The organism is Streptomyces sp. NPDC002886 (assembly GCF_042888445.1).
Classification (GTDB): Bacteria; Actinomycetota; Actinomycetes; order Streptomycetales; family Streptomycetaceae; genus Streptomyces.
The window spans coordinates 74500-98948 of the sequence record NZ_JBIAPV010000003.1 but is presented as its reverse complement, the minus strand read 5'-3'; the positions used below and the strand labels follow the sequence as shown (position 1 = coordinate 98948).

Sequence of the window (24449 nt, the reverse complement as noted above, 5' to 3'; positions counted from 1 at the left end):
GTGGTGACCGAAGAGATCCTCCTCGAGGCCGAGGAGAAGATGGAAAAGGCCGTCGTCGTCGCCAAGGAAGACTTCGCCGCGATTCGCACCGGTCGTGCGCACCCGGCGATGTTCAACAAGATCGTGGCGGAGTACTACGGCGCCATCACGCCCATCAACCAGCTCGCCTCCTTCTCGGTCCCCGAGCCGCGCATGGCGATCGTGACCCCGTTCGACAAGAGCGCCCTGCGCAACATCGAGACGGCCATCCGCGACTCCGACCTGGGCGTCAACCCCAGCAACGACGGCAGCATCATCCGGGTGACCTTCCCCGAGCTGACGCAGGACCGCCGCAAGGAGTACATCAAGGTCGCGCGTACCAAGGCCGAGGACTCCAAGGTGTCGATCCGCGCCATTCGCCGCAAGGCGAAGGACGCCCTCGACAAGCTCGTCAAGGACAAGGAAGCCGGCGAGGACGAGGTGCGCCGCGCCGAGAAGGAGCTCGACGACACCACCGCGAAGTACGTCGCGCAGGTGGACGAGCTGCTGAAGCACAAGGAAGCCGAGCTCCTCGAAGTCTGATGAACGACACTTCCTGGCAGCCGGAGCCGGTTCCGGCGGGTCCCGCCTACGATGCGCTGGTGGGCCCGCACACTCGGCCCATGCCCATCGTGCCCGATGCCGCCGGCCGTGACTTCGACGACCGGGAAGCACGCGATCGGGGGGCCGCCGCTGACGGCGGCCCCCTCTTCCGCGCCGAGACACCGCCGCAGGAGCCCATGCCCAGCCCCCCGCCGACCCCGCCTTCGCCGGCACCGCAGGACGCCTCGCCCCCGCCTCAGAAGAAGCGGGCCGGGCGGGACCTGCGGGCCGCCATAGGGGTCGGAGTGGGCCTCGGTGCGGTGATCTTCGCCTCGCTGCTCATCGTCAAGGCGGTCTTCGTCGGCGTCGTCGTCGTGGCGGTCGTCGTCGGCCTGTGGGAGCTCACCTCCCGACTGCAAGAGAAGAAGGGCATCAAGGCCCCGCTGGTCCCGCTCGCCATCGGCGGCGCGGCCATGGTCATCGCCGGATACGTCCGCGGGGCCGAGGGCGCCTGGGTGGCCATGGCGCTGACGGTGCTGGCGGTGCTCGTCTGGCGGATGACCGAGCCGCCCGAGGACTACCTCCGGGACGTCACGGCGGGTGCCTTCGCGGCGTTCTACGTGCCCTTCCTGGCCACCTTCGTCGCGATGCTGCTCACCGCCGACGACGGGCCGCAGCGGGTGATCACCTTCCTGCTCCTGACCGTGGTCAGCGACACCGGGGCCTACGCGGTCGGGTGGCGCTTCGGCAAGACCAAGCTCGCCCCGCGCATCAGCCCCGGAAAGACCCGCGAGGGGCTGTTCGGAGCGGTGGCCTTCGCGATGGGGGCCGGCGCGCTGTGCATGGAGTTCCTGATCGACGGGGGCGTCTGGTGGCAGGGCCTGGTGCTCGGCTTCGCCGTCGCCGTCAGCGCCACGCTCGGCGACCTCGGGGAATCCATGATCAAGCGGGATCTCGGGATCAAGGACATGGGCACCCTGCTGCCGGGCCACGGCGGCATCATGGACCGGCTGGATTCCCTCCTCCCGACGGCCCCCGTGGTCTGGCTGCTGCTGGCGCTGTTCGTCGGTACCGGCTGACCTGCGAAAAGGCGCCCGTACAGGCAGGGCGGTTACTCTTGGAAGGCGCGCTGCTTCTGCGGCGCGCCTTTCGTCTTACAAGGAGTACCTGCCATGGCCCGCCCTGTCCCGGGAGAGCTCACTTTCGTCGCGCCTCGTGGAGCGAAGAAGCCGCCCCGGCACCTCGCCGACCTCACGCCCGAGGAGCGCCGGGAGGCCGTCGCCGCGATCGGTGAGAAGCCGTTCCGGGCCAAGCAGCTCTCCCAGCACTACTTCGCCCGGTACGCGCACGACCCGGCCGAGTGGACCGACATCCCGGCCGCGTCCCGCGAGAAGCTCCAGCAGGAGCTGCTGCCGGACCTGATGAACGTCCTGCGCCACATCTCCTGCGACGACGACACCACGCGCAAGACCCTGTGGAAGCTGCACGACGGCACGCTCGTCGAGTCCGTGCTGATGCGCTACCCGGACCGGGTCACCATGTGCATCTCCTCGCAGGCCGGCTGCGGCATGAACTGCCCGTTCTGCGCCACCGGCCAGGCCGGTCTGGACCGCAACCTGTCGACGGCCGAGATCGTCCACCAGATCGTCGACGGCATGCGCGCCCTGCGCGACGGCGAGGTCCCCGGCGGGCCCGCCCGGCTGTCGAACATCGTCTTCATGGGCATGGGCGAGCCGCTCGCCAACTACAACCGCGTCGTCGGCGCCATCCGCCGCCTGACCGACCCGGAGCCCGACGGCCTGGGCCTGTCGCAGCGCGGCATCACGGTCTCCACCGTGGGCCTGGTCCCGGCGATGCACCGCTTCGCCGACGAGGGCTTCAAGTGCCGCCTCGCCGTCTCCCTGCACGCCCCGGACGACGAGCTGCGCGACACCCTGGTCCCCGTGAACACCCGCTGGAACGTCCGCGAGGTGCTCGGTGCGGCCTGGGAGTACGCGGAGAAGTCCGGCCGCCGGATCTCCATCGAGTACGCCCTGATCCGCGACATCAACGACCAGGCCTGGCGCGGCGACCTGCTCGGCAGGCTGCTCAAGGGCAAGCGCGTGCACGTCAACCTGATCCCGCTGAACCCGACGCCGGGCTCGAAGTGGACCGCCTCGCGCCCCGAGGACGAGAAGGCCTTCGTCGAGGCCATCGCCCGCCACGGAGTGCCGGTGACCGTACGCGACACCCGTGGCCAGGAGATCGACGGCGCGTGCGGCCAGCTCGCCGCCTCGGAGCGCTGATTTCCGCCAGTTGAGGTGGGCATTCGGCCACGGGGTACCCTGTGGCCGAACCAATTTCATATTCCGACAGGGGAGCGCCACAGCGCTGAGAGTGCGGTAACCGTCACCGCAGACCCTCTGAACCTCGCCCCGGTCATTCGGGGTAGGAAGTTCGGTCATCACTCAAGCTGTTGCGCCCTGCCCGGCGTCCGCTCCACAGAGCGCCGGGCAGGGCCGCGTCTTCTCCTGGACATCCCAGGAGGAATGCACCAATGAGCACCACCAAGAAGATGGCGGGCGTCGCGCTCGCGGCCGCGCTCGGCGTCACCACGCTCAGCGCCTGCGGCGGCGGCGACGCCAAGGACAAGTCCGCCGGGGCCTCCGCGTCGGCCGCCCCGAAGTCCAAGACGATCACTCTCGTCTCGCACGACTCCTTCAACGTGACCGAAGCGGTCCTCAAGGAGTTCGAGCAGCAGAGCGGGTACACCGTCAAGGTCCTGAAGTCCGGAGACGCGGGCACGGCACTGAACCAGGAGATCCTCACCAAGGGCTCCCCGCGCGGCGACGTCTTCTTCGGCGTGGACAACACGCTGCTCTCCCGCGCCCTCGACAACGGCATCTTCACGCCGTACGAGGCCAAGGGGCTGGCCGGTGTGAAGCCCGAGTCCGTGCTCGACAAGGAGCACCGGGTCACCCCGGTCGACTCCGGCGACATCTGCGTGAACTACGACAAGGCCTACTTCGCCGACAAGAAGCTCGCCCCGCCGCAGACGCTGGACGACCTGATCAAGCCGGAGTACAAGAACCTGCTGGTCACCGAGAACGCCGCGACCTCCTCGCCCGGCCTCGGCTTCCTGCTCGCCTCCGTCGGCAAGTACGGCGACGAGGGCTGGAAGGACTACTGGAGCAAGCTGAAGGCCAACGGCGTCGAGGTCGTCGACGGCTGGGAGCAGGCCTACAACGAGCGCTTCTCCGGCTCGGCGGGCGGCAAGAAGGCCAAGGGCGACCGCCCGCTGGTCGTCTCCTACGCCTCCAGCCCGCCCGTCGAGGTCCTCTACGGCGAGCCGCAGCCGGCCGTGGCCCCCACGGGCGTCTCGACGGGCACGTGCTTCCGGCAGACCGAGTTCGCGGGTCTGCTCAAGGGCGCGAAGAACGAGGAAGGCGGCAAGGCGCTGCTGGACTTCCTGATCTCCAAGAAGTTCCAGGAGGACATGCCGCTCCAGATGTTCGTGAACCCGGTGACCAAGGACGCGGCGCTGCCCGAGCTGTTCACCAAGCACGGCGTGGTCATCGAGAAGCCCGAGACGGTCGCCCCCGAGGCCATCGCCAAGAACCGCGACCAGTGGGTCAAGGCGTGGACCGCGCTCGTCGTGAAGTAGGACGGTTGAGTTCCGTACCGAAGGAGAGCGGGCGGGCCACGGCCGTCAGGCTCGGTCTGATGGCCGTGCCGCTCGTCTTCTTCGGGCTGTTCTTCGCCTACCCCGTGGCCGCGATCGTCGGGCGCGGGCTCAAGACGGACGCCGGCTGGCAGTTCGGCCGGATCGGCGAGGTGCTGGCCCGGCCCGACATCGGCGACGTGCTCTGGTTCACCACCTGGCAGGCGCTCGCGTCCACGGCGCTCACGCTCCTGATCGCACTCCCCGGCGCGTACGTCTTCGCGCGCTTCGAGTTCCCCGGCAAACAACTGCTGCGGGCGCTCGTGACGGTGCCGTTCGTGCTGCCGACCGTCGTGGTCGGCACCGCCTTCCTCGCACTGGTGGGGCGCAACGGCCTGCTGGACAAGGTGTGGGGGATCCGCCTCGACACGACCGTGTGGGCGATCCTGCTCGCGCACGTCTTCTTCAACTACGCCGTGGTCATCCGCACGGTCGGCGGACTGTGGGCGCAGCTCGATCCGCGTCAGGAGGAAGCCGCCCGGGTGCTCGGCGCCGGGCGGTTCGCCGCCTGGCGGCGCGTGACGCTGCCCGCGCTGGGCCCGGCCGTCGCCGCCGCCTCGCTGATGGTGTTCCTGTTCACGTTCTCCTCCTTCGGTGTCGTGCAGATCCTGGGCGGGCCCGCGTACTCCACCCTGGAGGTGGAGGTCTACCGGCAGACCGCGCAGCTCCTGGACCTGCCGACGGCCGCGGTGCTGACGATGGTGCAGTTCGCGGCCATCGGAGCGATCCTCGGCGTGCACTCCTGGACCGTGCGCAAGCGGGAGACCGCGCTGCGGCTCGTCGACCCGGGGCGGACCACGCACCGGCCGCGCGGCTGGGCCCAGCGCACCCTGCTCGGCGGGGTGCTGCTGACGGTGGCGCTGCTGATCGTGGCGCCGCTGGCCGTGCTGGTCGAGCGCTCGCTGGACGCCCCCGGCGGCTACGGCTTCGGCTTCTACCGGGCGCTCCAGGAGGTGGGCGCGGGCGGCGGAACGTTCCTGGTGCCACCGCTGGAGGCCATCTGGAACTCCCTGCAGTACGCGCTCGCCGCCACGGCCATCGCGCTCGTCGTCGGCGGGCTCGCGGCCGCCGCGCTGACCCGGCGCGCGGGCCGTTTCGTACGGGGCTTCGACGCGCTGCTGATGCTCCCGCTGGGGGTGTCGGCCGTCACCGTCGGCTTCGGCTTCCTCATCACCCTCGACGAGCCGCCGCTGGACCTGCGGACCTCGTGGATCCTGGTGCCGCTGGCGCAGGCGCTGGTGGGCGTCCCCTTCGTCGTACGGACCATGCTGCCGGTGCTCCGCGCGGTGGACGGACGGCTGCGCGAGGCCGCCGCCGTGCTCGGCGCCTCACCGCTGCGGGCCTGGCGGGAGGTGGACCTGCCCATGGTGCGGCGGGCCCTGCTGATCGCGGCGGGCTTCGCCTTCGCCGTGTCCCTCGGGGAGTTCGGGGCGACCGTCTTCATCGCGCGGCCCGACCATCCGACGCTGCCGGTCGCCGTGGCACGGCTGCTGGGGCGGGCCGGGGAGATGAACTACGGGCAGGCGATGGCCCTGAGCACGATTCTGATGCTGGTGTGCGCGGTGTCCCTGCTGGCGCTGGAGCGACTGCGACCCGACAAGACCTCCGGAGAGTTCTGATGACCCTGCTTCAGCTGGAAGGGGTGTCGGTCCGCTTCGGTGAGCGTGCGGTCGTGGACGCCGTGGACTTGGCGGTCGCCGAACACGAGATCGTGTGCGTGCTGGGGCCCAGCGGGAGCGGCAAGTCCACCCTGCTCCGGGTGGTGGCCGGGCTGCAGCCCGTCGCCGGCGGGAGGGTGCTGCTGGGCGGCGCCGACCATGCGGCGGTGCCCGTACACCGGCGGGGGGTGGGCCTGATGTTCCAGGACCACCAGCTGTTCCCGCACCGGGACGTGGGCGGGAACGTCGCGTTCGGGCTGCGGATGCGGGGCGCTTCGAAACAGGCCTCCGAGGCCCGGGTCACCGAGCTCCTGGAGCTCGTCGGGCTGCCCGGTGCGCAGGGCCGGGCGGTGGCCTCGCTGTCCGGCGGCGAGCAGCAGCGGGTCGCGCTGGCGCGGGCGCTGGCGCCTTCGCCGCGGCTCCTGATGCTGGACGAGCCGCTGGGGCAGTTGGACCGCGGGCTGCGGGAGCGGCTGGTGGTGGAGTTGCGGGGGCTGTTCTCGCGACTGGGCACGACCGTGCTGGCCGTCACGCACGACCAGGGCGAGGCGTTCGCGCTGGCCGACCGGGTGGTCGTCATGCGGGACGGGCGGATCGCGCAGGCGGGGACCCCGCTGGAGGTGTGGGAGCGGCCGGCGTCGGAGTTCGTGGCACGGTTCCTGGGCTTCGAGAACGTCGTCCCGGCGGTGGTGTCGGGTGGGGTCGCCGCCACTCCGTGGGGGAAGGTGCCGGTTGCGGCGGGGGCCTCCGAGGGGGACCGCCAGGTGCTGGTCCGGCCGGCCGGGGTGGTGCTTTCGCCTGCGGGGCTGGGGTGCGAGGTGGTGTCCCGGACCTTCCGGGGGACGCATGTCGCGCTGCTGCTCCGGCCCGAGGTGGGGCCGGAGCTGGAGGCGGAGTGTGACTTGGCCGGGGCGCCGGCGGTCGGGGACCGGGTCGCGGTGACCTTCGCTCCGGCCGAGGTGGTCGTGCTGCCGGGGGAGTAGGGCCGGACCGCTGCGCGGGAGATGTCCCCTACCCGCCCTTCCACCGTTCCCAGGGCTCCGCTCTGACCTGGTCCTCAAGCGCCGGACGGGCTGGGACGGGGTCCCGGGCCGCGCCCGGACCCCCTGGGGCTCCGCCCCGGACCCCGGTCCCCCAACGCCGGACGGCTGGAAAGACCAGCCGCCTCAGCCGACCGGGGCCGGTTCCGGGGTGGGGACGTCGCCGTGGGCGCCCTCGTGGTTGCCGTACCAGGCGACCGCCACCGCGCCGGTCACCGCCAGGACGAAGCCGAGGACCGCCAGCCAGGCCATGCCGGGGCGGGACGCGTCGCCCAGCCAGAGCACGCCGATCGCTCCGGGGAGCACGGTTTCACCGACCACCAGGGCGGCGGTGGCGCCGTTCACCGAGCCGATCTGGAGCGCCACGGTGTGCAGGTACATGCCGCCGACGCCGGCGAGGACGATGGCGTACAGGGCCGGGTCGGAGAGGAGGGCCGGGAACGAGAACGGCTCGACGCCGTTCAGGATGCGGACCCCGACTCCCAGCGCACCGAACGCCAGACCCGACAGCAGGCCCGCCAGGATCGCGGCGCGGGCGCCGAGGAAACGTACCGCCACGGTGCCGCCCACGATGATCAGTACGGTCACGGCCAGGAGCCACCAGTGCGTGGCGGCCGGCACGTAGTGACCGCCCTCGTGGCCCGCCGCCGTCGCCAGCAGGACCAGGGCCGCGCAGACGACCCCGATGGAGGTCCATTCCTTCCGGGTCAGCCGGATGCCGAGCATCTTCACGCTCAGCACGGCCGTGATCACCAGGTTGGCGCTGATGACCGTCTGGGACAGGAAGAGCGGCAGGAGGCGGGCGGCCAGCGCGCCCAGGCCGAAGCCCACGAAGTCCAGGATCGTGCCGACGATGAACTCCCAGGTCATCGCGGCCTTCGCCGTGGAGCTGAGGTTCGGGCCGCCGTGCTGGGTGACCCCGGCGGCGGCGGGCGACATCCGGGCCGCCCGCCGGGATCCCACGGCTTGCAGGACGGATCCCGTGCCGTAGCAGATGGACGCCGCGATAGCGGTCAGCAGGCCTATGAGCACCCGTGGGCTCCGTTCACGTCTGGCAGGTTTTACGTAGTGCGTACCTCTTCCAGACGTGGAAAAGGGGCGAGAAGTTGCCTGGCCGGGGCAGGCGGTTCAGGTCAGCCCATCGCGGCGAGGGCCGCCGGTACCTCGGCCACCGAGTCGACCAGGGCGATCCGGGACTCCATCGCCCGGCCCCGGGCCAGCGCCTGGAGCAGCGGCCAGGCGGGCAGCCGTTCGGTCCAGTGGACGCGGTCGACGAGGATCATCGGGGTCGGCTCGCTCCGGGACTCGTAGTAGTTGGGCGTCGCGTTGTCGAAGATCTCCTGGACCGTGCCCGCCGCGCCGGGCAGGAAGACCACGCCCGCGTTGGACCGCGCGAGCAGCCCGTCCTCGCGGGTGGCGTTCGCGAAGTACTTCGCGATGTGCCCGGCGAAGGGGTTCGGCGGCTCGTGTCCGTAGAACCAGGTCGGGATGCCCACCGAGTCGCCGCCCGTGACCGCCGGCCAGCGTTCCCGTACGGCGAAGGCCGCGCGCGCCCAGTCGGAGACGGACGGGGTGAAGGTCGGGGCCTTGGCCAGCATCCGCAGGGCTTCGGGCAGGGCGTCGTCGGGGGCCGGGGCGAGGTACGCGCCGAGGTTGGCCGCCTCCATCGCGCCCGGGCCGCCGCCGGTGGCCACGGTCAGCCCGGAGCGGGTCAGCGTCCGGCCGAGTTCGGCCGCGCCCCGGTAGGCGTCGCCGCCTCGGGTCATGGCGTGGCCGCCCATCACCCCGACGACGCGTGCGCCCACGAGGTGTTCGTCGAGGGCGTCGGAGACGGCGTCGTCGTGGATGGAGCGCAGCATCGAGGAGTAGATGTCGCCGTCCGCCTTGGTCTCCTGGAACCAGGCGTACGCCTCGGCGTCCGGGGTGGCCTCGTAGCCGGCGGACAGCCCGGTGAAGAGTTCCTCCGGCGTGTAGAGCAGGCCCCGGTAGGGGTTGAACGGCAGGTCCGGAACGGGCGGGAACACCAGGGCGCCGTCCGCGCGCACCTTGACCGAGGCGTCCGGTTCCATCGCGCAGCCCAGGAACACGGCGGACGAGGTGTCGGCGGACAGCAGTGCGAAGGTCCGCTCCAGCAGGTTGACCGACTGGATCCGGTACCCGCTGAGCGAGCCGCGGGCCGCGACCCGGTCGAATTCGGCGAGGGTCTCGATCTCGTTGTCGGTCTCGATGTGTGGGTTGACCATTCGGCCCACCCTAAGGGCTGCTCACCTCAGCGGGTCAACGCCAGCGACGTCAGCTGTGACACACCCCAGCTGAGCGGCAGGCACACCGCCACCAGCGCGGTGGCCCGTACGGTCGCGGCCGTACGGAGGACCTTGCCCGGGGCGCCGAGCCCGGTCAGGGTCTCGCGGGTGGCGCCCCGGGCCTGGTGGACCTCGACCGCGGAGGTGAGCAGGGTGGCGGTCGCGCACAGGGCCACCAGGGCGGCGGCGGGCACGGTCAGCGGGCCGAGCGGGACCTGGAGCCCGCCGTGGTCGCGCAGGGCCACGGCGCTGAGGGCGCCCGCCCCGACGGCGCACAGGACCCCGAGAGGTGCGCCCAGCCGGGGGGCCTCCTCCTGGAGGGTCCGCCCGGCCAGCAGCCGGAGCGCGCCCGGGCGGACGGCCTGGACCAGCGCCCCGCAGGCGTAGGCGAGGCCCGGACCGGCGAGGGCCAGTCCGAGGGCGGTCAGGGCCCAGCCCGTGGGCACGCCGGCTCCGCCGGGGCGGGCGTAGGCCAGCGCGGCGAGTCCGCAGGCGGTGAGGGCGATGCCCCAGGGCAGTGCGGTCTGTGGCGCGGGCCGGGGGTGCGGGCGCAGGGCGAGGGCGGTGGCGATCGAGGCGGCCACCGGGAGCAGGGCCAGCAGGGTGAGGGCTGCGGCCACGGGCAGGGGCTGGTCGGCGTGGAGCAGCCCGGCTCCGGCGCCGTCGAAGGGGAGCCCGGTCACCTCACCGCGCAGGTGGAGGAAGACGGCCAGGGCCACGGCGCTGCCGAGGGTGCAGGCCACGGCGGTGGAGATCGTCGCGACCAGGGTGAGCCGTACGGGTCCCAGCCCGGCGGCGTCCAGCCCCTCCAGGGGCCGGGTCGCGGGGTCGGTCCGGGCCACGGCGACGGCGAACTGGACGGTGGCGGCGAGGGGGACCAGGGCCCACAGCAGCTGAGGGAACGATCCGGCGGGCCGGGCCGTGGCCTGCGCGAGGACGTACAGCAGCAGGAAGCCGCTGCCGGCCGACGCGGCGGCGACGAGCAGCCGGCGCAGCTGTACCAGCGGCCGGGAGCCGCGGGCTAGGCGGAGAGCGAGCACGCGGCCTGTTCCTCCGGGGGCTGGGGGAAGGAGGTGGGGGAGAGCCCGGCCGCGGTTGCCGCGGCGGCGGGTCGGCCGTCCAGCAGGGAGAAGTGCCGGTCGGCGACGGCCGCGGTCTCCTCGTCGTGGGTGGCCAGGAGCACGGTGATGCCGTGGGAGCGGGCGGCCGTGGTGAGCGTGCGCAGCAGCAGCGAGCGCTCGGCGCGGTGCAGCGGGGCGGTGGGTTCGTCGGCGAAGACCACGGCGGGCAGGTGCGCGAGGGCGCGGGCGAGCGCGACGCGCTGGGACTCGGCCCGGTTGAGGGCGCCGGGGTGCTTGCGGGCGAAGGCGCCGATGTCGAGGCGGTCCAGCCATTCGCAGGCGGCCCGTTTCGCGGTGCGGTGACTCGCGCCGGCGATCAGCAGCGGCAGGGCGGCGTTCTCCCAGACGCGGAGCTCCGGGAGCAGCCGCGGCTCGGGGCCGATCCAGCCGAAGCGGTCGCGGCGCAGCCGCTCGCGGGCCGGGGCGCCCATGGTGTGCACGGGGACGCTGCTGAACCAGACCTCGCCCTGCTCGGGCCGGAGCTGTCCGGACAGGCAGCGCAGCAGCGTGGTCTTGCCGCTGCCCCGGGGGCCGGTCACGGCGAGGATCTCTCCCGCGCGGACGCCGACCGAGACCCCGATCAGGCCCGGTGAACCGCTGTGGGAGTAGTGAAGGGACCGCGCCCAGAGCAGATCGTCCTGGGGCAGGGCACTGTCGGGCCGGGCATTGTCCAGCGCGGCGTTGTCCCGTGGAGCCACCATGGCGTACACCTCCGTCCGGGGGAACGAAGCGGAGCCCGCTTGGTCACTGGCGCCGCAATGAGATGTAAAGAGATGAACGTCTTGGATGGTGACAGCACACGGCCCGGACCCCCTCGTTCTCACTCGAACGGAGGATCCGGGCCGTGTGGTCCGGCAGTTTGCCGCCTGCGGGACGGTGGGAGGACGCGGGCTGGTTAGAGCTTGGTCCAGGCCTCGGTGAGCACGCGGCGCAGGATGCCCTCGATCTCGTCGAAGGTGCCCTGGTCGGCGATCAGCGGCGGGGCCAGCTGGATGACCGGGTCGCCACGGTCGTCGGCGCGGCAGTACAGGCCGTTCTCGAAGAGCGCCTTGGAGAGGAAGCCGTAGAGCACGCGCTCGGTCTCCTCGTCCGTGAAGGACTCCTTGGTGACCTTGTCCTTGACGAGCTCGATGCCGTAGAAGTAGCCGTTGCCGCGGACGTCGCCGACGATCGGCAGGTCGTGCAGCTTCTCCAGCGTCGAGCGGAAGGCGTCCTCGTTGTCCAGCACGTGCTGGTTGAGGCCTTCCTTGTCGAAGATGTCGAGGTTGGCGAGCGCCACCGCGGAGGACACGGGGTGTCCGCCGAAGGTGTAGCCGTGCAGGAAGGTGTTGTCGCCCTTGTAGAACGGCTCGGCGAGGCGGTCCGAGATGATGCAGGCACCGATCGGGGAGTAGCCCGAGGTCATGCCCTTGGCGCAGGTGATCATGTCCGGGATGTAGTCGAACTTGTCACAGGCGAACATCGTGCCGAGGCGGCCGAAGGCGCAGATCGTCTCGTCGGAGACGAGCAGGACGTCGTACTCGTCACAGATCTCGCGGACGCGCTGGAAGTAGCCGGGCGGCGGCGGGAAGCAGCCACCGGCGTTCTGCACCGGCTCCAGGAAGACGGCGGCGACGGTGTCGGCGCCCTCGAACAGGATCTCCTGCTCGATCTGGTCGGCGCACCAGCGGCCGTAGGCCTCGGGGTCGTCGCCGTAGATCGGGGCGCGGTAGATGTTGGTGTTGACCACCTTGTGCGCGCCGGGGACCAGCGGCTCGAAGGGGGCCTTGAGGGCCGGCAGGCCGGTGATGGACAGCGCGCCCTGCGGGGTGCCGTGATAGGCGACCGCGCGGGAGATGACCTTGTACTTGGTGTGCTTGCCCTGCAGCTTGAAGTACTGCTTGGCGAGCTTCCAGGCGGTCTCGACGGCCTCGCCGCCACCGGTGGTGAAGAAGACCTTGTTCAGGTCGCCCGGGGCGTAGTGCGCGAGGCGCTCGGCGAGCTCGACGGCCTTGGGGTGCGCGTACGACCAGATGGGGAAGAACGCGAGTTCCTGCGCCTGCTTGTAGGCGACCTCGGCCAGTTCCTTGCGGCCGTGACCGGCGTTGACCACGAACAGTCCGGCGAGACCGTCCAGGTAGCGCTTGCCCTTGTCGTCGAAGATGTAGGTGCCCTCACCCCGCACGATGGTGGGGACGGGCGAGTTCTCGTAGGACGACATGCGGGTGAAGTGCATCCACAGGTGGTCGTACGCGGTCTTGGAGAGGTCCTGGCTCACGGGCTATCTCGTTCCCCACATGTAGGTCTGCTTCTTCAGCTTCAGGTAAACGAAGCTTTCGGTTGATCGCACGCCGGGGAGCGCACGGATCTTCTTGTTGATCGTGTCGAGCAGGTGGTCGTCGTCCTCACAGACGATCTCCACCATCAGGTCGAACGAGCCCGCGGTCATCACCACGTACTCGCATTCGGCCATCGCGGTCAGCGCGTCGGCCACGGGGTCGAGGTCTCCCTCGACGTTGATGCCGACCATCGCCTGGCGCCGGAGCCCCACGGTGAGCGGATCGGTGACGGCGACGATCTGCATGACGCCCTGGTCGAGCAGCTTCTGAACCCGCTGACGCACCGCTGCTTCGGACAGGCCGACGGCCTTTCCGATCGCTGCGTAGGGGCGGCGACCGTCCTCTTGCAGTTGCTCGATGATCGCCAGGGACACAGCATCGACCGAAGGGGACGGTTGTCTTGTCCTGGAATCTGCGCTTCGACTGACCACGACCTCACTGTGCACGAGGAGTCGTCTGTTCCGCAAGGCGAGAACGATGTAATTCGTTGTTTGGGGAGTCAGATCTCACTGATTCCGTAGTTCGTGATGTGTGGGCCTGTCGAAAACGGCGTCCGAGAGGCTAGGCTTGGGTAGCTGTCTCAACCGTTGGACATGTGATCACAGGAGTGTGGCTGTAGTGACCACCGAACTGCGTCGTCTGCGCAACTACATCGGCGGGGAGTTCAAGGACGCCGCCGACGGGCGGACCACCGAGGTGGTCAACCCCGCCACGGGCGAGGCGTACGCGACCGCCCCCCTCTCCGGCCAGGCGGACGTCGACGCCGCCATGGCCGCTGCCGCCGCCGCCTTCCCGGCCTGGCGCGACGCGACCCCCTCCGAGCGCCAGAAGGCCCTGCTGAAGATCGCGGACGCCTTCGAGGCCCGCGCGGACGAGCTGGTCGCCACCGAATCGGAGAACACCGGCAAGCCGCTCGGCCTCACGGCCAGCGAGGAGCTGCCGCCGATGGTGGACCAGATCCGCTTCTTCGCCGGTGCCGCGCGCCTGCTCGAGGGCCGTTCGGCCGGCGAGTACATGGAGGGCATGACCTCGATCGTCCGCCGCGAGCCGGTCGGCGTCTGCGCGCAGGTCGCTCCGTGGAACTACCCGATGATGATGGCCGTCTGGAAGTTCGCCCCGGCCCTGGCCGCGGGCAACACCGTGGTCCTCAAGCCCTCGGACACCACCCCGGCCTCCACCATCCTGATGGCGGAGATCATCGGCTCGATCCTGCCCAAGGGCGTCTTCAACGTCGTCTGCGGCGACCGCGACACCGGCCGGGCCATGGTCGAGCACCGCACTCCGGCGATGGCCTCCATCACCGGCTCGGTGCGCGCGGGCATGCAGGTCGCCGAGAGCGCCTCCAAGGACGTCAAGCGCGTCCACCTGGAGCTCGGCGGCAAGGCCCCCGTCGTGGTCTTCGAGGACGCCGACATCGCCAAGGCCGCCGAGGACATCGCGGTCGCCGGCTTCTTCAACGCCGGCCAGGACTGCACCGCGGCCTGCCGCGTACTGGTCCACGAGTCGATCCACGACGAGTTCGTCGCGGCGCTGGCCAAGAACGCGGCCGACACCAAGACCGGCCAGCCGGACGACGAGGACGTGCTCTACGGTCCGCTGAACAACCCGAACCAGCTGAAGCAGGTCGCGGGCTTCATCGAGAGGCTCCCCGCCCACGCCAAGGTCGAGGCGGGCGGCCACCAGGTCGGCGAGAAGGGCTACTTCTACGCCCCGACCGTGGTCTCGGGCCTCAAGCAGGACGACGAGATCATCCAGAACGAGGTCTTCGGCCCCGTCATCACGGTCCAGTCCTTCACGGACGAGGACCAGGCCCTGGCGTACGCGAACGACGTCGAGTTCGCGCTCGCCTCGTCGGTGTGGACCAAGGACCACGGCCGCGCGATGCGGATGTCCAAGAACCTCGACTTCGGCTGCGTGTGGATCAACACCCACATCCCGCTCGTCGCCGAGATGCCCCACGGCGGATACAAGAAGTCCGGCTACGGCAAGGACCTCTCCGCCTACGGCTTCGAGGACTACACGCGCATCAAGCACGTCATGACCTCGCTCGACGGCTGACCGGAAGCCGGACGGGCGGCCTGGCGGCCGCCGCATCGGCCAGGGCACTGCCTTGAAGGGGCGGGTAGTAGACAACATGTCTATTGCCCGCCCTTTGGTGTTCCACCAGGCTCTTTCCATGCCTGAACTCGCCTTTTCCCGCCGCGCGGCGCTGCGCGGCCTCGGTGCCGCGGGCCTGCTGGCCGGCCTCACCGGCTGTGGTGTCCCGGCCGCGTACGTCCCGGAGGACCGGAGGGAGGGCCGGGACCGCTCCGTCGCCGACCGGAGCGTCTCCTTCTCCAACTGGCCCCTCTACATCGACACCGACGAAGAGGACGAGAGCCGGCGCCCGACGCTGGAGGCCTTCTCGGAGAAGACCGGCATCGAGGTCCGGTACACCGAGGAGATCAACGACAACGACGAGTTCTTCGGCAAGATCAGCCCGGCGCTGATGAACCACCAGCAGACCGGTCACGACGTGGTCGTGGTCAGCGACTGGATGGCCGCCCGCTTCGTCCACCTCGGCTGGGCCCAGAAGATGGACCGCTCGGCGCAGACGAACGTGTCGAAGCATCTGGACCCGCAACTGCGCTCGCCCGCCTTCGACGAGGGCCGGCTGCACACCGTGCCCTGGCAGTCGGGGATCACCGGCATCGCCTACAACCGCAAGGCCCTCGGCCGCGAGATCAAGTCCGTCAAGGACCTGTGGCACCCGGACCTGGCCGGCAAGGTGACGCTCTTCTCCGGCCTCGACGAGTCCTTCTCCCTGCTGATGCAGGGCAACGGGGCCGACGTGACCCGGTGGACCGAAACCGACTTCCACCGGATGTGCGACCAGGTCGAGAGCATGGTGAAGAAGAAGCACATCCGCCGCTTCACCGGCAACGACTACACCTCCGACCTGAGCAAGGGCGACGTGCTGGCCTGCCAGGCGTACTCCGGGGACGCGATCCAGCTCCAGGCCGACAACCCCGACATCGAGTTCGTGGTCCCCGAGGAAGGGGGCGAACTCTGGGCGGAGAGCCTGCTCATCCCCAACCTGGCTCCCCGCAAGGCCAATGCCGAGGCGCTCATCGACTTCTACTACGACCCGGAAGTGGCCGCGCTGCTCGCCGCCTCCGTCAACTACGTCTGTCCGGTCCCCGCGGCCCGCGAGGTGCTGGCCGCCTCGGACGACCAGGAGACCGCCGAACTGGCCGAGAACCCGCTGATCTTCCCCGACGAGGACATGCGCAAGCGGCTCGTCGTGGCCCGCGACATCTCCTCCGCCGAGCGCTCGTCCTTCGCCAAGCGCTGGAACGGCATCGTCGGTCTTTGAGGGGCGGGCCCGATCACGATCCCGCAGCGGAACTGAACATGTTCAGCAATTCGGCTGAACATGTTCAGAAAGCTGCGTAGGCTTCCTCCCATGAGCGAGAGAAGCGCCCTTCTGCGGCGGATCCGTGCCTGGCTTGCCCTGTTCCTCGTCTGCCTCGTGCTGAGCGGACTCACCGCCTTCCCCCTGGTGAGCGAACTCCACTGGGCCAACGCCCTGGTGGACAACGAATGGTTGCGACGCGTCGGCGACGGGCTGGAACGGGCGGACTCCGAATACCCCTTCCTCCTCTACGGCACCGACTGGCTCGCCTTCGCCCACCTGGTGATCGCCGTCTTCTTCTACGGGGTCCACCGTGACCCGGTCCGCAACATCTGGATCGTCGAGGCCGGCATGATCGCCTGCGCCGGCATCGTCCCGCTGGCCCTGATCTGCGGCCCCATCCGGGGGATCCCCTTCTATTGGTCGCTGATCGACATGTCCTTCGGCGTCTTCGGGGTGATTCCCCTGCTGGTCCTGCGCCGCATGATCAAGCGACTGGAAGCGATGCCGACGGACCCCGGCCGGGACGCGGTTCCGGCTCCGGCTCCGGACCTGGCCGTGGACCTGGCCGGGACCCGGGTCTGAGTCCGGGCTACTTGGCGAAGGCCGCCATGACGATGCCGAGGGCCACCGGGTTCATGTCCTGGCCCTTGGCATCGGTCGAGTTGACCGAGTACACGAGGGTGCGGGACAGGTCGCGGGTCCCGCCTATCGCCGTGTTGTAGCCGTGCCGGCCGCCCGTCTTGCCCCAGGCGACCGTGCCGTCGGGGAGCTTGATCCGCGACATCCCGGCCGTCAGCGTCGCGGACTTGCCCGTGACGAAGTCCTTCACCCCGGGGACCGTGAACATCTCCTCGAGCTGCGCCGCCGGCACGAGGCGTCCGCCGAACAGGGCGATGGTGAACCGCTCCAGATCGGCCGTGGTGGAGATGATGTCGCCCGCCGCCCACCGGTCCGAGGAGTTCCACTCCGTCACGTCCCGCAGCTCGGTGGAACCGTCCTGACGGGCCACCGCCTGGTACCCGTGGTTGTGGCGACCCGGTATGCGGGTCTGGAAACGGCCCGGGAACGAGGTGTCCCGCAGCCCCAGCGGCTTCAGTACCCGCGCCGCGACCGCCTTCTCGTACGTCGTGCCCGTCACCTTCTCGATCAGCACGCCCAGCACCGTGTAGTTGATGTTCAGGTAGTGCTGGGCCGTGCCCGGGACGAACTCGGGGCTCTTGGTCACGGCGTCGGCGATCTGGTCGTGCGGATCGGTCACGTCGAAGCGGTGTTCCCACTGCGCCTCGAAGGAATCGCCCGGACCGTCGGCCGCCGGAATCCCGCTGGTGTGGGTGAGCAACTGCCGCACGGTGACCGTGCCGTACGCCTCGGGGACGGTCCCGGGCAGGTACCGGCGGACCGGCCCGTCGAGGTCGAGCTTGCCCTCGGCGGCGAGCTGGAGCACCACCGCCGCGGTGAAGACCTTGGTCACCGATCCGGCCCGGAACCGGCCCTCCTCGATCGCCGCGCGCCCGGTGCGGATGTCCGCGAGACCGGAACCGCCCTGCCACCCGCCGCTCGTGCCGCCCACCCGTACCAGCGCGGCCGTGGCGTCCTTGTGGTCCGCCCCGAGCCCCGCGAGGGCCTGCTCCAGCGCCGTGGCGTTCGGTGGGGTCGGGACCTGCGGTGCCGGGCTCTGCGCGGCCGGCGCCGCGGCGGCCGAAGGCTGCGGCTGGCCGCCTTGGCCGCCTTGGCCGCCTTGGCCGCCCGGGCCGGCCTGGGCGGCGACGGCCGGTCCGGCCGCGACACCCAGGACCAGAGTGGTGGCGATCAGCGTGCGGGTCATGGCGTTCATGGTGGGATCCCCCTGTCGGCTCTCCGGGCGACTTCCGCCCCGATGACCTCAATGCTGCAGGTCAGGGGGGTAGTTGCGGATCACCATCAAGAGTGGTCTTTGCCGGTACGACAACTCACCACCGAGAGCCAGGAGATACGACCCGTCTCACTCCCCAGAGGGAGATACCGGAGAGCCAGCCGCGATCAGACCCGTCTCGTACGCGCAGATCACCGCCTGGATCCGGTCCCGCAGCCCCAGCTTCGACAGCACGTTGCCCACATGCGACTTGACCGTGTGCTCGCTCACCATCAGCTCCAGCGCGAGCTCCGCGTTCGACAGTCCTCGCCCCAGGTGCAGCAGCGTCTCCCGCTCGCGGGCCGTCAGCACCTCCAGCCGCTCCGCGGACAGTGCCTCCCCGGCCGCCGGCCGGGCCGTCGCCGCCGTGTACTCCGCGATCAGCCGCCGGGCCACCGAAGGCGCCAGGAGGGAATCGCCCGCCGCCACCACCCGTACGGCGTGCACCAGATCGTCCCGTCGCACGTCCTTCAGCAGGAACCCGCTGGCCCCCGCGTGCAGCGCCTCGTACACGTACTCGTCCGAGTCGAAGGTCGTCAGCATCACCGTCCGGCAGGAACTCGTCCCCGAGATCTCCCGGCACGCCTCGATCCCGTCCAGCACCGGCATCCGGACGTCCAGCAGCGCCACGTCGGGGGCGAGCGACCGTACCGCCGAGACCGCCGCCGCCCCGTCGCCGGCCTCCGCCACCACCTCGATGTCCTCCTGCGCGTCCAGGATCATCGCGAAGCCGCTGCGCACCAGTTCCTGGTCGTCGGCCACCACCACACGGATCGTCACTTCCCCACCTCCGCGCCCGACGTTACAAGCACGACGCGCAGCTCGAAGCCGGTGCCGTCCGGTCCCGGGCCCGTCCGGGCCGTACCCCCGTGGGCGGCCGCCCGCTCGCGGATCCCGATCAGGCCGTGCCCGCCGGGCCGCGCCCGCGGCACGGAACCCGCACCGGCCCCCGCCCCCGGACCCCGCCCGTCGTCCGTCACCGTCACCGTGAGCTCCCGCTCCCCGTACTCCAGGCCCACGGCCACCGCCGAAGCCCCGGCGTGCTTGACCACATTGGTCAGGGCCTCCTGCACCACCCGGTACACCGTCGCCTCCAGCGCCGCGGGCAGGGCGCGCACCGTACCCGTGCGTTCCAGGCGCACCTCGGGCCCGCTGCCCCGGACCCGCTCCAGCAGCCCCTCCAGCTCCCCGACACCGGGCTGCGGGGAGCGCGGAGCCGCCTCGTCCGTGCGCAGCACCCCCAGCATCGTGCGCAGCTGGGCCATGGCGTCCCGGCCCGTCTCCGCGATGGCCTCGAAGGCGGCCTCGGCGCGCTCGGGGGCCCTGCGCACGGCCACCGGACCGGCCTCCGCCTGCACGATCATGATGCTGACCGCGTGCGAGAGGATGTCGTGCATCTCCCGCGCGATCCGGGCCCGTTCGCGGGCGGCCGCCTGCTCCGCCTCGATCCGGTTGGCCCGCTCCAGCTCGGCCGCCCGGTCCAGGAGGGCCGCGGTGTACGCCTGCCGGGTGTGCTGCAACCGCCCCAGCGCGTACGCGGCCCCGGAGACGAAGAGGGTGAAGAGCAGCTCGCGCGCGGTCCCGGTGTTCCAGTACACCGACACGGCGACCGTGAGGATCGTGAGCCCGCCCACCGTCAGCCGCACCCGGGCCGTGCACCGCAGGGCGACCGTGTAGAAGGCGATCAGCCCCGCGTACGGAAGCGGCTGCCCCGGGCCGTCGCCCCCCAGGTTGTACACGCCGCCGGCTACCAGGATCGCGACCAGCACCGTCACCGGAGCCCGCCGGCGCCAGACCAGTGGCAGCACGCCGAGCGTGGTCATGGCGTACGAGATCCAGTCCGCGGGCGGCGCCCCGGCCGGCCGCGGCACCACGAAGGGCATCGTGACGGCCAGTTGCACCAGCAGCGTCAGTCCCAGGTCCTGCCGGCGCGGACCGGCGCTCCGGATCCGCCCCGCGATCTCCCCCCAGGCCCGTATCACCGGCCGAGCCCGGCCCGTACGGCTCTCAGCGCGTCCACCCGGTTCGTCGTGATCGAGTCGACTCCGGCCCTGATCAGCGCGCCCATCGCGCGCTTGGTGTCCGGGGTCCAGGCCGACACCAGCAGGCCGTCCCGGTGCAGGGCCTCCACCAGCTCCGGGCCGACCAGCCCGAAGCGGTAGTTGAGCCAGCTCGGGGCCACCGCGTCGATCAGCACCCGGCGCGGGGGAGCCAGGGTGGTCCAGGTCAGCGCGATCTCGGCGCCCGGATCGGCGGCGCGCACCGCCAGCATGGTGGCCGGACCCGCGCAGTAGTACGTACGGTCGCGGGCCCCGCATTCGCGGACCTGGCCGACGACGGTCCGTACGGCCTGGGCCGTCGCACCCGGCAGGTCGATCATGACCCGGCCCGCGCCGGTGGCCATCAGGGCCTCGCGCAGGGTCGGGATCCCGCCGCCGGTCAGCTCCTTCAGCTGCGGGGCCGTGACGTCTTCGAGCCGTACGTCGTGGCCCCACAGCCGCCGGAGGTCCTCGTCGTGGAGCAGTACGGGGACCCCGTCGCGGGTCATCCGTACGTCGATCTCCACCGCGTCCGCCCCCCGGTCGAAGGCGGACCGGAGGGAGGGCAGGGTGTTCTCGCGGGCGCGGTAGGGATCCCCGCGGTGTCCTACGGCAGTCAGGGTGCGCATCCGCCCATTCTGCTGGGCCGTCAGGAAGCCAGCCAGGCGGAGGTGTACGTGTCGATCTCGGCGGTGAGCTTCGCCTTGCCGGCCGGGTCCAGGAAGGAGGCCTCGACGGCGTTCTTCGCGAGCTGGGCGAGGCCCCGCTCGTCCAGGTCCAGCAGGCGGGCGGCCACCGCGTACTCGTTGTTGAGGTCGGAGCCGAACATCGGCGGGTCGTCGCTGTTGATGGTGACGAGCACGCCGGCCGCCACCATCTCCTTGACGGGGTGCTCGTCCAGCTTGGCGACGGCTCGGGTGGCGATGTTGGAGGTGGGGCAGACCTCCAGCGCGATGCGGTGCTCGGCCAGGTAGGCCAGGAGCTCGGGGTCCTGGGTGGCGCTGGTGCCGTGGCCGATGCGCTCGGCGCCCAGGTCGCGGATGGCGTCCCAGACGCTCTGCGGGCCGGTGGTCTCGCCGGAGTGCGGCACGCTGTGCAGTCCGGCGGCGCGGGCCGCGTCGAAGTACGGCTTGAACTGCGGGCGCGGGACGCCGATCTCGGGGCCGCCGAGGCCGAAGGAGACCAGGCCCTCGGGGCGCAGGTCGACGGCGAGGCGCAGCGTCTCCGCGGCGGCTTCCAGGCCGGCCTCGCCGGGGATGTCGAAGCACCAGCGCAGGATCACGCCGAGCTCGGTCTCGGCGGCCTTGCGGGCGTCCTCGATGGCCTCCATGAAGGCCTTCTCGTCGATCCCGCGGCGGGTCGAGGAGTACGGGGTGATGGTGAGCTCGGCGTACCGGATGTTCTGCCGGGCCATGTCGCGGGCGATATCGAAGGTGAGGTCGCGCACGTCGTCGGGGGTGCGGACCAGGTCGACGACGGAGAGGTAGACCTCGATGAAGTGCGCGAAGTCGGTGAAGGTGAAGTAGTCGGCGATGGCCTCGGGGTCCGTGGGGACCTTGGAGTCGGGGTGCCGGGAGGCGAGTTCGGCCACGATGCGGGGGGAGGCCGAGCCGACGTGGTGGACGTGGAGTTCGGCCTTGGGCAGCCCCGCGATGAAGGGGTGCAGGTCGGGCATGAGGGTGCCTCCGAAGGACGCGGTGCGGATGGAACGGTGTTCATCGTAGGCAGGATCCGCACCGCCGAAGGGGCCTGTCGGAGGGAGCGCTTAGCATGGCCGTACGAGAGGGGGGCGCCGTATGACCGATCAGAGCCCCGAGTCGCGAGACCCCTGGGCGCCGCCGGAGCAGCCCGCGGTCGATCTGGGCAAACAGCAGGGCGGGCAGGGTGCGCCGGGGGCGCAGGGCGCGCCGGGGGTGCACGACCAGCAGACCGTCGCGGGGATGCCGGGGGCCGGCGGCATACCTCCGGGCACGCCGGTGCCCGCACCTCAGACCGGGCAGGCGCCCGGGGCGACGCCCGCCTACGGCTACCCGGCGCAGCAGGATCCCGCCGCCGGGTACGGCTACCCGGCCCAGCCGGGCGCGCCGCAGGCCCCGTACGGCGGCTACCCCGCCCACCAAGGCGCCCCGCAGCCGCCGTACGGCGGCCAGCCGGGGTACCCGGGGTATCAGGCGTACCCCGGATACCCCGGGTACGCGCCCAAGAGCAACGGCTTCGGCGTCACCGCGCTCGTGCTCGGGATCCTCTCCGTGTGCACGTGCTACCTGGGCCTCCTGTTCGGCGTTCCGGCCGTCATCTTCGGAGTGCTGGGCCGAGGAAAGGCCAAGCGCGGCGAGGCCGACAACGACGGCATGGCGCTGGCCGGCATCATCACCGGCGCGGTCGGCATCGTGATCAGCATCGCGTTCGTCGTGTTCTTCATCGTCGTCGCCGGCATGTCCGAGGACGGCGGCTCCGAGTACGACTCGGAGTTCCCGTCCCCGTACGAGAACACCCAGGTCCTCCAGCGGGGTTGATCCGCGACCGGCGGGCACGACGGAGGGCCGGGCGGGGACGGTGCGCGTCCCTGCCCGGCCCTCCACCCCGCCCTCAGGCGCCCGTGTCCGCCCGCCCCTGCTCCGGCCCGGCCTCCCAGGGCCACCTGGCGTCCCGGCCGTCCTCGATCAGGGACACCATGCGGAAGGCCGCGTCGGTGAGCCCGCCGAAGGTGTGCCGGTGCGCGGACCCGGAGGGCGCGTGGCCCACCCGGTGGCCGGCGAGGTTCCACGTGTAGACCGGCACCGTGTCCGGCACCAGGGCCGTGGGATCGCCGCCGTAGGCGTACGTGGCCTGCTCGTCGGTGACGATCAGCACCCGGTCGTGCCCCGCGTAGTGCGTGCGCACCGCCTCCGCCGTGAAGGTGCCGCCGAGGTCCTCGAACCGTTCCAGCACCTTCAGCACCGACTCGCCCCGCCGGAAGCCGACCGCCTCGCTGGTGGAGCCGAACTGCACCAGGTCCGCGTCCTCGGCGCGCAGCGCCAGCGCCGCCCCGAAGACGGCCGCGGCGTCGGCCCGGTTGAGCTGCGAGCGGTCCGACAGCGGCGACCACATCGACCCGGACCGGTCCACCAGGACCAGCGTCCGCCCGGGCAGCGCCGGTACGAGGGCCAGGGAGTGGCCCAGCGCCCGCTCCAGCGGGTACGCCCAGCGCAGCGAGGGCGCGTGCCGGTGGGCCGCCAGGTAGCGGAAGGGGAACTGCCGGGCCCGGGCGACGGTCTCCGGGTCGGAGATCTTCGCCGCGACCCACTCGGCCACCGCGTCCGAGACCCCGGCCTCGTCGAAGTTGCGCAGGTTGCGCAGCAGCGCCATCACGCCCATGGACGGGATGACCGCCTCCCAGGCGGCCGCGTCCATCGGCCCCTGCAGCCAGCCGGCCAGCGCCTCCCAGGTCATGCCCGCCGCGGCGAGCCGCTCGGCGCCGTCCGCCGAGGTGACCACGGCCCGGCGCTCCGCCACGGGCAGCTCCATCAGGGCCCGGTGCGCGCGCAGGGTGCGGTTGCCCGACGGTGCCTCGGCGGTCTCCGGGCTGTGCCGGCGGTCGAGGGCGTACCGGAACAGCTCGCCCTGCCAGGGCTTGTCCGGGTCGGGGGAGGCGTGCACCAGGTTGAGGACGTCGCCGAAGCGGTATCCCCGGGAGGCGGTGTCGTACTTCAGCAGGGAGTTGCCGGAGTAGAGACGGCGCACCGCGTCGGCGATCCCGCGCTTGACGGGCTTGGGCACGCTGCGCCCGTACGCGGCCGTCCAGTAGGCGAGCAGCTCGCCGGGCTCGTCCGCGCGCAGCAGTACGGAGTCCACCACCTGCCGGTTCGACGGCCCGTCGGTCGCTCCGGCGTCGAGCCGCGCCTTGACGTACTCGGCGGCTCCGACGAGCGAGGCCGTCCGCATGTTGCCGTCGCGCCGCAGCCAGCCGAGCAGGCCCGCGGTCCACGCGGGATCCTCCACGGCGAGGGCGCGCACGAGCGCGCCGTAGCGGTCGTCGCGGGCCTCGCCGGACTCGTAGGCGGTCCGCTGCGTCACGAAGTTGGCGACGGCGAGCAGGAACAGCTCGGAGCGCGGATCGCGCACGAAGCCGGGGCTGCCGTGCGCGTTGGCGGCGCGGCGGCCGGTGGAGCGGACCGGTGAGGTGGGCGTGGCGGACGGAGCGGGCGACGCCTTGGAGCGGAGCAGGTTGAAACGAGCCATGTGAATCCCCCCGAATTCAGTGGAAACCGGGGGAGGCGGGACGTACGGGAGGCCCGAGATCGGAAGTCGACGACGGACTTGTGTCAGCTGCTCTACTCATCTGAGCTACCGGCCGGAGCCGGGCGGGACTCGAACCCGCCACCTGCTGATCCGGAGAAGTAACCGTTGCCTGCGCACCGGGCTTCCCGTACGTGTGCCTC

General features: G+C 71.3%; 22 protein-coding genes and 1 riboswitch. Of the genes, 10 read left to right on the top strand and 12 right to left on the bottom strand.

Features of this window, described 5'->3' with window-relative positions; translation table 11 throughout:
- Positions 1 to 3 precede the first annotated feature (3 nt).
- The 6 genes from frr (at position 4) to ACFYYB_RS12620 (ending at position 6902) form a co-directional block, all read left to right on the top strand.
- Positions 4 to 561, top strand: a complete 558-nt coding sequence (gene frr / locus ACFYYB_RS12645; protein ID WP_112453867.1) for a ribosome recycling factor — start codon at positions 4 to 6, stop codon at positions 559 to 561.
- Positions 561 to 1640 carry a phosphatidate cytidylyltransferase gene (locus tag ACFYYB_RS12640; protein WP_389435118.1) on the top strand — a complete coding sequence of 360 codons (1080 nt, stop codon included), beginning with the start codon at positions 561 to 563 and terminating at the stop codon, positions 1638 to 1640. Before frr ends, ACFYYB_RS12640 begins: the two co-directional genes overlap by 1 nt.
- Before the next feature lie 93 nt (positions 1641 to 1733).
- Positions 1734 to 2846: a 23S rRNA (adenine(2503)-C(2))-methyltransferase RlmN gene (gene rlmN, locus ACFYYB_RS12635; protein ID WP_327255165.1), complete on the top strand. Its 1113-nt coding sequence runs from the start codon at positions 1734 to 1736 to the stop codon at positions 2844 to 2846.
- Positions 2847 to 2904: 58 nt separating this feature from the next.
- Positions 2905 to 3013: riboswitch (TPP riboswitch) on the top strand.
- A gap of 84 nt (positions 3014 to 3097) precedes the next feature.
- Positions 3098 to 4204: a thiamine ABC transporter substrate binding subunit gene (locus tag ACFYYB_RS12630; RefSeq protein ID WP_389435115.1), complete on the top strand. Its 1107-nt coding sequence runs from the start codon at positions 3098 to 3100 to the stop codon at positions 4202 to 4204.
- A gap of 59 nt (positions 4205 to 4263) precedes the next feature.
- Positions 4264 to 5880 carry an ABC transporter permease gene (locus ACFYYB_RS12625; protein WP_389436177.1) on the top strand — a complete coding sequence of 539 codons (1617 nt, stop codon included), beginning with the start codon at positions 4264 to 4266 and terminating at the stop codon, positions 5878 to 5880.
- On the top strand, positions 5880 to 6902 hold the full coding sequence (locus ACFYYB_RS12620; RefSeq protein ID WP_389435113.1) for an ABC transporter ATP-binding protein: 1023 nt from the start codon (positions 5880 to 5882) through the stop codon (positions 6900 to 6902). Before ACFYYB_RS12625 ends, ACFYYB_RS12620 begins: the two co-directional genes overlap by 1 nt.
- A gap of 183 nt (positions 6903 to 7085) precedes the next feature.
- On the opposite strand, the gene ACFYYB_RS12615 is transcribed toward ACFYYB_RS12620, so the two are convergent.
- The 6 genes from ACFYYB_RS12615 to ACFYYB_RS12590 form a co-directional block, all read right to left on the bottom strand.
- A complete protein-coding gene (locus tag ACFYYB_RS12615) occupies positions 7086 to 7991 on the bottom strand; it encodes a hypothetical protein (RefSeq protein WP_389435111.1) in 906 nt (301 codons plus the stop codon).
- Positions 7992 to 8092: 101 nt separating this feature from the next.
- The gene (locus ACFYYB_RS12610; protein ID WP_389435109.1) at positions 8093 to 9202 is read right to left on the bottom strand and encodes an LOG family protein; all 1110 of its coding nucleotides are present in this window, start codon (positions 9200 to 9202) and stop codon (positions 8093 to 8095) included.
- A 26-nt stretch (positions 9203 to 9228) separates the two neighbouring features.
- Entirely contained in the window at positions 9229 to 10302 is a 1074-nt protein-coding gene (locus tag ACFYYB_RS12605) for a hypothetical protein (protein ID WP_389435107.1), read from the bottom strand.
- A complete protein-coding gene (locus ACFYYB_RS12600; RefSeq protein ID WP_389435105.1) occupies positions 10284 to 11093 on the bottom strand; it encodes an ABC transporter ATP-binding protein in 810 nt (269 codons plus the stop codon). Before ACFYYB_RS12600 ends, ACFYYB_RS12605 begins: the two co-directional genes overlap by 19 nt.
- A gap of 185 nt (positions 11094 to 11278) precedes the next feature.
- Positions 11279 to 12640, bottom strand: coding sequence for an aspartate aminotransferase family protein (locus tag ACFYYB_RS12595; protein ID WP_389435103.1), 1362 nt, complete (start codon positions 12638 to 12640; stop codon positions 11279 to 11281).
- Between the two features lie 3 nt (positions 12641 to 12643).
- Positions 12644 to 13147, bottom strand: a complete 504-nt coding sequence (locus ACFYYB_RS12590; RefSeq protein WP_327304302.1) for an Lrp/AsnC family transcriptional regulator — start codon at positions 13145 to 13147, stop codon at positions 12644 to 12646.
- 172 nt (positions 13148 to 13319) lie between these two features.
- Here ACFYYB_RS12590 and ACFYYB_RS12585 point away from each other — a divergent pair, with 172 nt between their 5' ends.
- From ACFYYB_RS12585 to ACFYYB_RS12575, 3 genes are all read left to right on the top strand, one after another.
- Positions 13320 to 14759 (top strand): gamma-aminobutyraldehyde dehydrogenase, encoded by a 1440-nt coding sequence (locus tag ACFYYB_RS12585; protein ID WP_389435101.1) that lies wholly within the window; start codon positions 13320 to 13322, stop codon positions 14757 to 14759.
- Positions 14760 to 14877: 118 nt separating this feature from the next.
- Positions 14878 to 16056 carry a spermidine/putrescine ABC transporter substrate-binding protein gene (locus ACFYYB_RS12580; protein WP_389435099.1) on the top strand — a complete coding sequence of 393 codons (1179 nt, stop codon included), beginning with the start codon at positions 14878 to 14880 and terminating at the stop codon, positions 16054 to 16056.
- 90 nt (positions 16057 to 16146) lie between these two features.
- Positions 16147 to 16680 (top strand): hypothetical protein, encoded by a 534-nt coding sequence (locus ACFYYB_RS12575; protein WP_389435097.1) that lies wholly within the window; start codon positions 16147 to 16149, stop codon positions 16678 to 16680.
- A 7-nt stretch (positions 16681 to 16687) separates the two neighbouring features.
- On the opposite strand, the gene ACFYYB_RS12570 is transcribed toward ACFYYB_RS12575, so the two are convergent.
- From ACFYYB_RS12570 to ACFYYB_RS12550, 5 genes are all read right to left on the bottom strand, one after another.
- Positions 16688 to 17932 carry a serine hydrolase domain-containing protein gene (locus ACFYYB_RS12570; protein WP_389435095.1) on the bottom strand — a complete coding sequence of 415 codons (1245 nt, stop codon included), beginning with the start codon at positions 17930 to 17932 and terminating at the stop codon, positions 16688 to 16690.
- Positions 17933 to 18079: 147 nt separating this feature from the next.
- Positions 18080 to 18769: a response regulator gene (locus tag ACFYYB_RS12565; RefSeq protein WP_389435093.1), complete on the bottom strand. Its 690-nt coding sequence runs from the start codon at positions 18767 to 18769 to the stop codon at positions 18080 to 18082.
- Complete coding sequence (locus ACFYYB_RS12560; RefSeq protein WP_389436176.1) at positions 18766 to 19872, bottom strand: sensor histidine kinase; 1107 nt, start codon at positions 19870 to 19872, stop codon at positions 18766 to 18768. Before ACFYYB_RS12560 ends, ACFYYB_RS12565 begins: the two co-directional genes overlap by 4 nt.
- Positions 19873 to 19967: 95 nt before the next feature.
- Positions 19968 to 20657, bottom strand: coding sequence for a glycerophosphodiester phosphodiesterase (locus tag ACFYYB_RS12555; RefSeq protein WP_389435091.1), 690 nt, complete (start codon positions 20655 to 20657; stop codon positions 19968 to 19970).
- A 20-nt stretch (positions 20658 to 20677) separates the two neighbouring features.
- Complete coding sequence (locus ACFYYB_RS12550) at positions 20678 to 21703, bottom strand: adenosine deaminase (protein WP_389435089.1); 1026 nt, start codon at positions 21701 to 21703, stop codon at positions 20678 to 20680.
- A gap of 121 nt (positions 21704 to 21824) precedes the next feature.
- On the opposite strand from ACFYYB_RS12550, the gene ACFYYB_RS12545 reads away from it, so the two are divergent.
- Positions 21825 to 22544, top strand: a complete 720-nt coding sequence (locus tag ACFYYB_RS12545; protein ID WP_389435087.1) for a DUF4190 domain-containing protein — start codon at positions 21825 to 21827, stop codon at positions 22542 to 22544.
- A 73-nt stretch (positions 22545 to 22617) separates the two neighbouring features.
- Here the strand turns inward: ACFYYB_RS12545 and ACFYYB_RS12540 are convergent, their stop codons facing one another.
- Positions 22618 to 24249: a TROVE domain-containing protein gene (locus tag ACFYYB_RS12540; RefSeq protein WP_389435085.1), complete on the bottom strand. Its 1632-nt coding sequence runs from the start codon at positions 24247 to 24249 to the stop codon at positions 22618 to 22620.
- Positions 24250 to 24449: the final 200 nt, after the last annotated feature.

Coding starts and splice junctions, on each gene's coding strand:
- ACFYYB_RS12640 (WP_389435118.1), top strand. CDS start 561: ATGAACGACACTTCCTGGCAGCCGGAGCCGGTTCCGGCGGGTCCCGCC.
- rlmN (WP_327255165.1), top strand. CDS start 1,734: ATGGCCCGCCCTGTCCCGGGAGAGCTCACTTTCGTCGCGCCTCGTGGA.
- ACFYYB_RS12630 (WP_389435115.1), top strand. CDS start 3,098: ATGAGCACCACCAAGAAGATGGCGGGCGTCGCGCTCGCGGCCGCGCTC.
- ACFYYB_RS12625 (WP_389436177.1), top strand. CDS start 4,264: ATGGCCGTGCCGCTCGTCTTCTTCGGGCTGTTCTTCGCCTACCCCGTG.
- ACFYYB_RS12620 (WP_389435113.1), top strand. CDS start 5,880: ATGACCCTGCTTCAGCTGGAAGGGGTGTCGGTCCGCTTCGGTGAGCGT.
- ACFYYB_RS12610 (WP_389435109.1), bottom strand. CDS start 9,202: ATGGTCAACCCACACATCGAGACCGACAACGAGATCGAGACCCTCGCC.
- ACFYYB_RS12580 (WP_389435099.1), top strand. CDS start 14,878: ATGCCTGAACTCGCCTTTTCCCGCCGCGCGGCGCTGCGCGGCCTCGGT.
- ACFYYB_RS12575 (WP_389435097.1), top strand. CDS start 16,147: ATGAGCGAGAGAAGCGCCCTTCTGCGGCGGATCCGTGCCTGGCTTGCC.
- ACFYYB_RS12570 (WP_389435095.1), bottom strand. CDS start 17,932: ATGAACGCCATGACCCGCACGCTGATCGCCACCACTCTGGTCCTGGGT.
- ACFYYB_RS12560 (WP_389436176.1), bottom strand. CDS start 19,872: ATGCCCTTCGTGGTGCCGCGGCCGGCCGGGGCGCCGCCCGCGGACTGG.
- ACFYYB_RS12555 (WP_389435091.1), bottom strand. CDS start 20,657: ATGCGCACCCTGACTGCCGTAGGACACCGCGGGGATCCCTACCGCGCC.
- ACFYYB_RS12550 (WP_389435089.1), bottom strand. CDS start 21,703: ATGCCCGACCTGCACCCCTTCATCGCGGGGCTGCCCAAGGCCGAACTC.
- ACFYYB_RS12545 (WP_389435087.1), top strand. CDS start 21,825: ATGACCGATCAGAGCCCCGAGTCGCGAGACCCCTGGGCGCCGCCGGAG.
- ACFYYB_RS12540 (WP_389435085.1), bottom strand. CDS start 24,249: ATGGCTCGTTTCAACCTGCTCCGCTCCAAGGCGTCGCCCGCTCCGTCC.